Here is a 10,091-nt window from a genome sequence, read left to right as displayed (position 1 = left end):
GATGATTCGTCACCATCAAGCTAGGTCGGCTATATTACTCTTAATCTCTTAAAAGTCAACAGGCAATTTAGATATTTTTAAAACTTATTCTCAAATACAAGATTCAAATCTTTCAATCCAAATCCTTGTTTCTCAACAAGTTTTTATCTGCATCACCGCCGATGGATGTGCATTCTACAGCATTTCTAACTCCACACAACCCCTTTTTTTAACTTTCCCTTTCGCTTGTTTCTTTTTTCTACTAATTCGGTGTTTCCGTTGTTTTTATCATCTATTTATGGATAAAAAGCAGGCTCAAGGCCTGCTTTTTATTTATTTCTATTTGATTTAGTCGGTAAATGTGACGCGTGCAATTGCTTTTTTACCCGATTGGATGATTAAAGTGACATTCTCTTTTACAGAGAAACTCATATCGACCACATTCCAATCCACTTTAACTGCACCACGACCAACCGCATCTTTTGCAGCCGCCGCATTCGCGTTTAAACCTGCCACACGCAAAATCGTTGCAATAAATAACTCGCCACCAAACTCACCACGTGAGATGGTCACTTCAGGCGTATCTTCTGGTACTTCACCTTCAGTAACACGGTTACCTGCGCTCTTATGCGCATTTTCAGCCGCTTCCGCATCATGGAACCGTTCGACCAGTTCAAGCGCCAAGATACGCTTAATTTCCTGTGGATTTCGTCCTGCTGCCATTTCATCAAGTAAAATTTTGATTTCATCAAGTGATTTAAAGCTCAGTAAATCAAAGTAACGTTCAATCAAGCTATCTGGCATCGACAAGATTTTTTGGTACATCGCACCCGGTGTGTCAAATACACCAATATAATTACCCAAAGATTTAGACATTTTATTGACACCATCTAAACCTTCAAGAATCGGCACAGTGATGCAAACTTGTGATTCTTGACCATAGCGACTTTGTAAAGTACGCCCCATCAGCAAGTTAAAAGTTTGGTCTGTTCCACCTAACTCCACATCTGCTTCAAGTGCAATGGAGTCATAACCTTGGACTAACGGATACAAGAACTCATGAATCGCAATAGGCTGATGGTTGTTATAACGCTTGGTAAAGTCATCACGTTCTAACATACGAGATACGGTTTGTTGACTTGCCAATTGAATCAAATCAGCCGCAGTTTTTTGATTAAACCACTCCGAGTTAAAGCGTACTTTGGTTTTGTTTGGATCTAAGATTTTAAAAACTTGTTCTTGATAAGTTTTGGCATTGGCTTCAACTTGTTCACGAGACAACGGCGGACGGGTCGCACTTTTCCCAGATGGGTCACCGATCATCGCAGTATAGTCACCGATCAAGAAGGTCACTTCGTGTCCCAAATCTTGAAAAGTTTTAAGCTTATTAATCAGCACCGTATGCCCTAAGTGTAAATCAGGAGCCGTTGGGTCAAAGCCTGCTTTTACACGCAGTGGACGATTCTCTTTGAGCTTTTTCAGTAAATCTTCATCAGAAATAATCTCGTGCGTGCCTCGTTGAATGAGAGCAAGCTGTTCTTCGGCTGGCAAGAAATTTGACATCACAAAACCTAAACACATCAGTTATTCAATTTGTGCGATATACTAACATTTTTTCAGCGTCTTGCAGGGGAAGTTGTACATGAGCGCAATCTATATTGGTGTAATGACAGGCACAAGCATGGATGGTGTTGATATTGTTGCAACTTCATTTGAACCTTTAACCGTACATGCCACTTTAACAGTACCTTTTGAGCCTGAGTTACGTGACGAACTCATGGCATTAACGCTACCAGATGACAATGAAATTGATCGTATGGGCAAAGCGGATGTTGCTTTAGCGAAAATGATTGGGCATGGCATTAATGCGCTGATTGAAAAGAATCATTTAGATCGAACGCAAATAAAAGCAATTGGTTCACATGGGCAAACTATTCGCCATCGTCCTGAATATGGTTTTACCTTACAAATTGGTGATCCAAACATTATTACTGAGATCACCCAGCTCCCTGTTATTTCCGATTTTCGTCGACGTGATATGGCTGCGGGTGGACAAGGTGCACCATTGGTACCAGCATTCCATCAAGCGTTATTTCAACATGACAGTATCCATCGTGTCATTTTGAACTTAGGCGGTATCGCCAATGTCAGCATGCTGCCTGCGAACAATCCAAACGCTGTTTATGGTTTTGATACAGGCCCTGCCAATATTCTCATGGATGCATGGTGTCATCGCCATACGGGTCATCCCTATGATGAAAATGGCGATTGGGCCGCGTATGGACAACCGATTCGCTCACTACTTGATCGTTTACAAACACATGAATATTTTTCTAAAGAACCACCAAAAAGTACGGGTCGTGAAGACTTTAATCTTGAATGGTTAGATGATCAAATCAGCGATTGGCGCAATGATCTCGAATATGAAGAACTCGAAGATACACCTGAAAATGTCCAAGCCACACTAATGAAACTGACCACACGTGCGATCAAGAAAGCGATTTATCGAAGCAAAGATTTGATGCCGACAGGTGAGGTCTATGTCTGTGGTGGCGGGGCTTATAACTCATTTCTACTTGAACAATTACGCTGGCGTTTACGTAAACATAATTGGTCAGTGCAAACAACTGATGTGCTTGGTTTAGCGCCCACGTGGGTCGAAGCAACTGCTTTTGCTTGGCTGGCAATGCGCTTCGTTGAACAGCTCAGTGGCAATTTACCAGCCGTCACAGGCGCATCAGGCGATCGTATTTTAGGCACGATGACGGCGGTATAAGCAATAAAAAAGCTTCTCAATCGGAGAAGCTTTTTCGAGAACAAGCATTTATTAGATCGAAAAAGATGACCCACATCCACAAGTGGTCGTCGCATTCGGGTTTTGTATCACAAAACGAGAACCTTCCAATCCTTCAAGATAATCAACCACTGACCCAACTAAGTATTGATAGCTTAACGAGTCGACCAAAACTTTGACATCACCGTTGCTGAACTCAGCATCATCTTCATTGACGCTTTCAGCAAAATTAAAGCCATAAGAGAATCCTGAACAACCGCCACCCGTGACATAAACACGTAGCATGAGGTCGTCATTCCCTTCACTTTCGCGCAATTGGCGAACTTTTTTGGCAGCATTATCTGACAATTCGAGAGCTTGGGCGTTCATGGTGGATATTCCTCAGACTTCAATACGTCTTTAACAAATTAAAAGACCCGATAACAGGGTCTGCTGACCTTTCAGCCATGCATTGCGTTATAGGCTAAAACGACTCAAACAAGGCATGAAACACAGACAATGGCGATCCCCTTGTCAAGTTTCATAACGAAGTTTGGGGAAGTTTTAGCCATAACCCTGCGGGACAGGGGCATTTTTTGCCGCTACTGCGTTATGTCTTACTCATTTAGAATGACTAAATTTCGCAAAACATGCCTTGTACCGTCTAAAAATGTTCTCTGTCGCAAGCATCTGTGAAATGTCAACAGACCCTGAGTATAGCATACTCAATATCGGGTCTGTCTTTGAAGTTTTAAAGTGCAGTTAATGACTTTTTACAAGATTATTTATAATTCTCATCTTGTAAACCACACTCAAAATTCTTGGCATCTTCACGACAACGGAACTGCCATAACAATTTCATCATGCGTTTGTCATAAATACCGCGTTTGGTTAAATCAATACGCGCTTCACGCATTAATTTTTGATAGCCAGGTTTATCCGATGCAGGGACTTCCATCCAGTATTTTTGTGGAATATCTGCTTTCATTTTGCCTAAAATATCAACCGCACGTGGCAGTTGTGAACTGACCCATTGTCTTGATTTTTGCCCGTACCCTTCTGGGAATTTATCTGAGCGAATAATAATATTTCCAGTCACTTGTAAAATTGGATAATTGACAATTGCGCCTTTAGTACCCAAACCTTTATGCAGTTCCAAAGGTTTAAATGCTGCTGCTGGTGCACCAATGATGTCCACTTGGCCATTATTAAATTTGGCACCAAAGTTAGTGACGTCTGAACTCACCGCCTGAGCACCAACTTGAGACGCCATAATTTTCTGGGCTTCATCATAGTCCAGAACTGCAATTTTCTTTCCTGCAGCTTTCGCAACCGTATTAATCTCGCGATCGTTGACCATCAGATAAGCGTCACCAATCGGAATGACACCGACCACTTCATATTTACCATTGACCATTGCTTTGGCAAAGGTCTGGCTCGACAAACCTTGCATCACTTTGACTGCAAACTTTAAATCGGTAATTGCCCCAATGGCATCAAGTGAACCTGTAAATTGATTAAACTGGCGACCACGCATCCCTGTAATACTGACAGCATCACATTTACCTGCTTTAAAGTCTTCAGCAAGTACGGCTTCATTTTGTCCTACACGTAACTCAATGTCTGCACCCCATGCTTTCGCAGCAAGTTGATAGTCTTTCATCAAGGCGTATACATCGCCATTCCTTCCAACCAAATCAAATACACAAAGCGTTTGTTTTGCATGTGTGCTCAGAGAAAATGTTGCTACGCTTGACGCGAGTAAAAACGTTTTAAACCATGGCATTTTATTTTTTCCTTTGCAGCGAGGCTAATTGTTGTTGCATGAAATCAAAAAACCAAACAATGAGTTAGTCTCGAATCGAAGTTCATCAAATGAATATGGGCTTAAATTTAATGGTGTTTCATCGTCCTGATCAAACATATTTTTAAATCTTCACGATTTCATCTGATTCTTATATCGCTATGATTACGGTCTTTCCAAGTAAAGACAATGACTGAAATGACACAAACAAGAAAACAAAAAGCCTAGATAAATCTAGGCTTTAAGTATGCTCTATAGCAATATTTGATTATTCACCCGGCAATGCGCACTCGAAGTTCGCTTTGTCGACCGAACAACGTGCTCTCTTCAACACAGACATCATGCTTGCATCATAGACACCACGCTTGGTTAAATCCATACGACCATCACGGAGTAATTTTTGATATTTAAGTTTATCTTCATCACTTAATTTCATTTTGTATTTTGCTGGGATTTCAGCTTCTAAACGCTTGATCATTGCAAATGCTTTCGGTAGTTGCTTCACATGCCAATCACGAGATTTTTGACCAAAACCAGCTGGGAATTTTTCTGGACGAAGGACAAGATCAGCAGTCACATGCAATACAGGAAAATCAAACATCGCACCATTTGCACCTAGACCTTTGCTCAACTCTAATGGCTTATACGCATAGGCTGGCGCACCAACCATGTCGACCTGACCATTATTAAATTTCGCAGCAAAGTTCGAAATATCAGAAAGTACAGCTTGGGCACCTACGCGTTGGACCATGATTTTTTGTGCATCGTCATAACCCAATACCGCAAATTTCTTACCTGCTGCTTTTTCAATTGAGTTGATGTTCTTGTCACGTACAAAGATATACGCAGAACCAAGTGGCGCGATACCACCGATTTCATATTTGTTGCCACCCAAATTGGTTGTCATTTTTGCAGCATTACGTGTATCTAAAACAAAGGTAATTGCACGTTGTGCAATCTCATTGCTGGTTACACCACCTAACGAATCGATTGAACCCGCAAATTTATTGTATGGGCGAGCACGCATCGATGTCATCGCAACTGCATCACATTTACCTGCTTTGAAGTTGTTATCCGCAACAGCCTCATCCGTCATTGCAACCAAGTTAACATCTGCACCCCAACCTTTGGCTGCCAGTGCCCAATCCTGCATCATTTTGTATGATTCACCAGATCTACCCAATAGATCAAATACACAAACTTCAACTTTATTTGCTTGCGCCGAAGCAGAAAAACCAACGATTGATGCGGTGATCGCAGCTAATGCAATTTTTTTCATTTTTTCATCCCTCTACAAACTAATGTGTCTGTACTCCATGTTCAAAGCAAATATTAATCATGTTTTATGGAAAAAAATAGAGCTAATGCTCTATTTTTTGTGTCGGTATTGCTATTTTTTGTCATTTTTTAACCAGTTTATTTTACTCACCACTTAAAGAACATTCAAAATTGGTTCTTTCAACGGTACACCGTGCCCGTTTCAGTACATTCATCATGGTGGCATCATACACGCCCTGCTTGGTTAAATTCATGCGTCCATCACGTAACATTTTTTGATAACGCACCTTGTCATCATTTGACAAGGTAATTTTTGCGGCATCCATACCAGCTTCTAGACGTTGCACCATTGCAAAGTTGGCAGGTAACTTCCGAACAAACCATTGTCGAGATTGAACTGCGAAAGCGGTCGGGAATTTTTCAGGACGAATAATTAAATCACCAGTAATATTCACGACAGGGAAATTAAATAATGCGCCATTGGCTAAACCTTTATTGATCTCTAAGGGTTTATAGGCATAAGCAGGTGCTGCAATCACATCAACTTGACCACGATTAAATTTCTGCACAAAGTCTGAAATATTTGAGGGCACAGCAATCAGATTCATACTTTCAACAATGGTTTTTTGCGCTTGGTCATAATGTAAATAAGCAAATTTCTTACCTTTGGCTTTTTCAATGGTATTTATATTTTTATCGCGTACAAAAATATAAGCCAGCCCCACTTGAATGATTCCAGCAACCTCAAATTTTTCGCCATTTAAAGTCGCGATTAGACGGTGCTGATTACGTTTATCAAGTACAAAAGAAATTGCTTTTTGCGCAATTGCATTACTGGTTACAGCACCAACGGCATCAATCGAACCTGCAAATTTATTGTATTTCCGCGCTCGCATAGAGGTCATGTACACGCCATCACACTTGCCCGCATCAAAATCACGCTCAGCTTTTTCTTCATCCTGATATGGAATAAGCTCGATATCCCCTTGCCAAGTTTGAGCCGAAAGTCGCCACTCCTCAATCAGCTTATATGACTCTCCCGCTCGTCCCAATAAGTCGAATACACAAACTTTTTGTTTTGCTTGCACTTGCGTGCTCATGACGAATAGAGTCGCGGCACTCAATGCCCAAAATCCTTTTTTCATCTTGTTTTCCCTTATTTACTATTTTGCATATTTTTCCATCAGCACCGAATGAATATAGTCAAATTTTGATCAAAATCATAGTGCTTTTATATACATACATCGGGTTCTTATCAGTTTTAATCATATTCATCACATTTTTAAGCGCTCATTTAGCCGCTGTAAAATGTCAGCCGCCACACATCTACAAGATAAAATTTGCATTCACGCCCGATCACCTTAAAATGCAGCAATCTATCGCTATTTTGCATGCTCATGATCCAATTTGACCAAGTTTCATTACGCCGTGGTGGGCGAGTCCTCTTTCAAAAAGCGTCAATGCAGCTTCATCCAGGCTGGAAGATTGGTCTTACAGGTGTAAATGGCGCAGGAAAATCGACTTTATTTGCCGCATTTTTAGGTGACGTCGTCGCAGATGAAGGCAATCTAACGCGTCCAGCGGTTTGGACCGTGGCGCATATGGCGCAAGAAATTAAAGCCTTAGAAATGGCAGCAATCGATTTTGTGCTTTCTGGCGACGAAGAGTGTTGGGGAATACAACAAAAATTGGCCGATCCAGATCAGCTCAGCAATGATGAGTTAGCGCATCTGCATGGTCGTTTTGATGAGATTCATGGCTATGCCGCCCCTGCTAAAGCCGCTCAACTGATGGCGGGTTTAGGTTTCCTCGATCACCAACTCCAATTAAATGTCTCTAGTTTTTCTGGTGGATGGCGAATGCGTTTAAATTTGGCGCGCACGTTGATGAGCCGTTCGGACTTACTTTTACTAGATGAGCCGACCAACCATTTAGATTTAGATGCTATTTTATGGTTAGAAGACTGGTTAAAAGCCTATGAAGGAACATTGGTTCTTATTTCACATGACCGTGATTTCTTGGATGCCATTTGCGATCGTATTCTGCATATTGAAAATAAAGAATTAACACTATACACAGGCAATTATTCAACCTTTGAAACCACACGTAGTGAACGCTTGGCACAACAACAACAGTCGTTTGAAAAGCAGCAAGAAACGCGTGCACATTTACAAAAATATATTGATCGTTTTAAAGCCCAAGCGACGAAAGCACGTCAAGCACAAAGCCGTATCAAACAACTTGAACGGATGCAACAACTTGCACCTGCACACGTCGACACCCCCTTTACCTTTAGCTTTCGTGAACCCACCAAAATGAGCTCGCCGCTACTCAGTCTAGATGCAGCCAGCATTGGTTATGGTGAGACCATGATCGCGGAGAAGATTCGTCTGCAAATTACCCCAAGCTCTCGTATTGGCTTGTTGGGAATGAATGGTGCTGGTAAATCAACATTGATCAAAACACTGGTGGGTGATTTACCCTTAATGGCAGGTGAATACAAAGCATCTGAACTGCTCAATATCGGTTATTTTGCACAGCATCAAATGGATGCCTTAGATGCAAATGCCAGCCCAATGCTGCAATTGGCTCGCATCGCAGATAAACACATCAGTGAAGCCGCTTTACGTGCCTTTTTAGGCGGTTTTGGCTTTAGTGGTGAACGTATGGACACCCCTTGTGAAAGCTTCTCAGGTGGTGAACGTGCGCGTTTGGCATTGGCATTGATCGTTTGGCAGCGTCCAAATGTCCTGATTCTGGATGAGCCAACCAACCATTTAGATTTGGATATGCGCCATGCCCTCAGCATGGCATTGCAAGACTTTAATGGTGCTGTGGTATTGGTCTCGCATGAGCGTCAATTGATTACCAGTGTCTGTGATGAGTTATTATTGGTACATGCGGGGAAATGCACTGAGTTTGACGGAGATTTGCAAGACTATGCCAAATGGTTACGTGAAGCGCGTCAGCAACAAATCAATGCTCAAAAGGCCTTGCAAAAAACATCGACCACTCAAATGACATCGGTAAAGCTAGATAAAGAGGCGCAACGTAAAGCTGCGGTACGCCACCGTGAACTCACAAGACCGATCCGTAAAAATATTGAGAAAACTGAGGGACAAATTGAGAAACTTCAGCCTCGTTTAGCCGAAATTGAGAATTTGTTAGCTGACACTGCACTGTACGAAGAAAATCGTAAAGATGACCTCATTAAATTAATGAATGAGCAAAACGAACTGAAAGCCAAACTTGAGCTGCATGAAGAACAACTGTTAACGCTCATGATGGAGTTAGAAGAGTTAGAAAGCGCTTTTGTAGACTAATCTAATCAAGTATCCATAGATGCTCGAATCTAAGCGCGTCTGTGGATACTACATTTTCATCGCCAAGCATAAAACTTAAACAATCTCTCAAGTGCTTCATCATTAAGAAAAACCATTTAAGATGTCATGATTTTTTCAACAAGCTCAGTTACAGTAACTGTTGGAATATTCCCAAAAAATTGAGCTTTGGCTTCAGGCTCGATATACTCAAGCCCCTATTATTGTAAAGTTATCTCTTACAAATGAATCCTGAGGGTGTGATTCATTTAATATTTTTGTACTCCAATGTGGTGAGTACGCTATTTGGGACAACGCAAACTGAATGAATTCTTTAGACTTTATTTTTAATTTCGAGCACTTCCTGCCAATTTTAGTTCAAGAATATGGTTTATGGATTTACGCTATTTTATTTCTGATTATTTTTTCGGAAACAGCTTTTGTTTTTATGTTCTTTTTACCTGGGGATAGCCTATTACTCGCAGTTGGTGCGCTGTGTTCAGTGGTTGAAATCATGCATCTCGGCTATATGATCAGCTTACTCTTTTTTGCTGCTGCGCTCGGCTATATGGTGAATTATCATATTGGTCGCCACTTTGGCGATCGTATCTTCAATACCGAATCACGCTTTATTAAGCAAGCTTATCTACAGAAAACCAATACCTTCTTTTTAAAGCACGGTGGAAAAACCATTCTGCTTGCTCGCTTCATTCCCTTTGCGCGTTCATTTGCCCCTTTAGCGGCAGGTTCAAGCAACATGAATTACAGCCACTTTGTCATCTATAATATTTTAGGTGCTTTGCTGTGGATCAGTGTCTTGGTCACGGCGGGTTATTTATTTGGCCATGCAATTATCCAAGTCAGCGATTTTGTAGAGAGTTAATCTCAAATAAACAGTCGCGTTCCACGTGAAACATAGATCTATTAAAAAGGCGAT

8 protein-coding genes are annotated in these 10,091 nt (G+C 41.3%); 3 read left to right on the top strand and 5 right to left on the bottom strand.

Annotated features, from left to right (window positions below):
* Window positions 1-327: 327 nt before the first annotated feature.
* Window positions 328-1,560, bottom strand: coding sequence for a tyrosine--tRNA ligase (tyrS, locus tag MMO38_RS15015; protein ID WP_241324042.1), 1,233 nt, complete (start codon window positions 1,558-1,560; stop codon window positions 328-330).
* Window positions 1,561-1,621: 61 nt separating this feature from the next.
* Here tyrS and MMO38_RS15010 point away from each other — a divergent pair, with 61 nt between their 5' ends.
* Window positions 1,622-2,755, top strand: a complete 1,134-nt coding sequence (locus tag MMO38_RS15010) for an anhydro-N-acetylmuramic acid kinase (protein WP_005194336.1) — start codon at window positions 1,622-1,624, stop codon at window positions 2,753-2,755.
* Window positions 2,756-2,806: 51 nt separating this feature from the next.
* Here MMO38_RS15010 and erpA read toward each other — a convergent pair whose 3' ends face one another.
* From erpA to MMO38_RS14990, 4 genes are all read right to left on the bottom strand, one after another.
* The gene (gene erpA / locus MMO38_RS15005; protein ID WP_004672277.1) at window positions 2,807-3,142 is read right to left on the bottom strand and encodes an iron-sulfur cluster insertion protein ErpA; all 336 of its coding nucleotides are present in this window, start codon (window positions 3,140-3,142) and stop codon (window positions 2,807-2,809) included.
* Window positions 3,143-3,533: 391 nt separating this feature from the next.
* Window positions 3,534-4,538: a putative solute-binding protein gene (locus MMO38_RS15000; RefSeq protein ID WP_004672275.1), complete on the bottom strand. Its 1,005-nt coding sequence runs from the start codon at window positions 4,536-4,538 to the stop codon at window positions 3,534-3,536.
* Window positions 4,539-4,824: 286 nt separating this feature from the next.
* Window positions 4,825-5,835, bottom strand: coding sequence for a putative solute-binding protein (locus MMO38_RS14995; protein ID WP_241324041.1), 1,011 nt, complete (start codon window positions 5,833-5,835; stop codon window positions 4,825-4,827).
* 142 nt (window positions 5,836-5,977) lie between these two features.
* Window positions 5,978-6,979, bottom strand: a complete 1,002-nt coding sequence (locus tag MMO38_RS14990; RefSeq protein WP_004672271.1) for a putative solute-binding protein — start codon at window positions 6,977-6,979, stop codon at window positions 5,978-5,980.
* Between the two features lie 252 nt (window positions 6,980-7,231).
* Between MMO38_RS14990 and MMO38_RS14985 the strand changes: the two genes are divergently transcribed.
* Together MMO38_RS14985 and MMO38_RS14980 are read left to right on the top strand one after the other, a co-directional pair.
* Window positions 7,232-9,157, top strand: coding sequence for an ATP-binding cassette domain-containing protein (locus MMO38_RS14985; protein ID WP_241324044.1), 1,926 nt, complete (start codon window positions 7,232-7,234; stop codon window positions 9,155-9,157).
* 322 nt (window positions 9,158-9,479) lie between these two features.
* Window positions 9,480-10,037 carry a VTT domain-containing protein gene (locus MMO38_RS14980; protein ID WP_005194342.1) on the top strand — a complete coding sequence of 186 codons (558 nt, stop codon included), beginning with the start codon at window positions 9,480-9,482 and terminating at the stop codon, window positions 10,035-10,037.
* The last annotated feature ends 54 nt before the right edge of the window (window positions 10,038-10,091 follow it).

Origin of the sequence: Acinetobacter sp. NIPH 1852, from assembly GCF_022549455.1 — a bacterium.
In the GTDB taxonomy this organism is placed as follows: Bacteria; Pseudomonadota; Gammaproteobacteria; order Pseudomonadales; family Moraxellaceae; genus Acinetobacter.
Note: the sequence above shows the minus strand (reverse complement) of the source record. Positions and strands in the feature narration are given on the sequence as shown.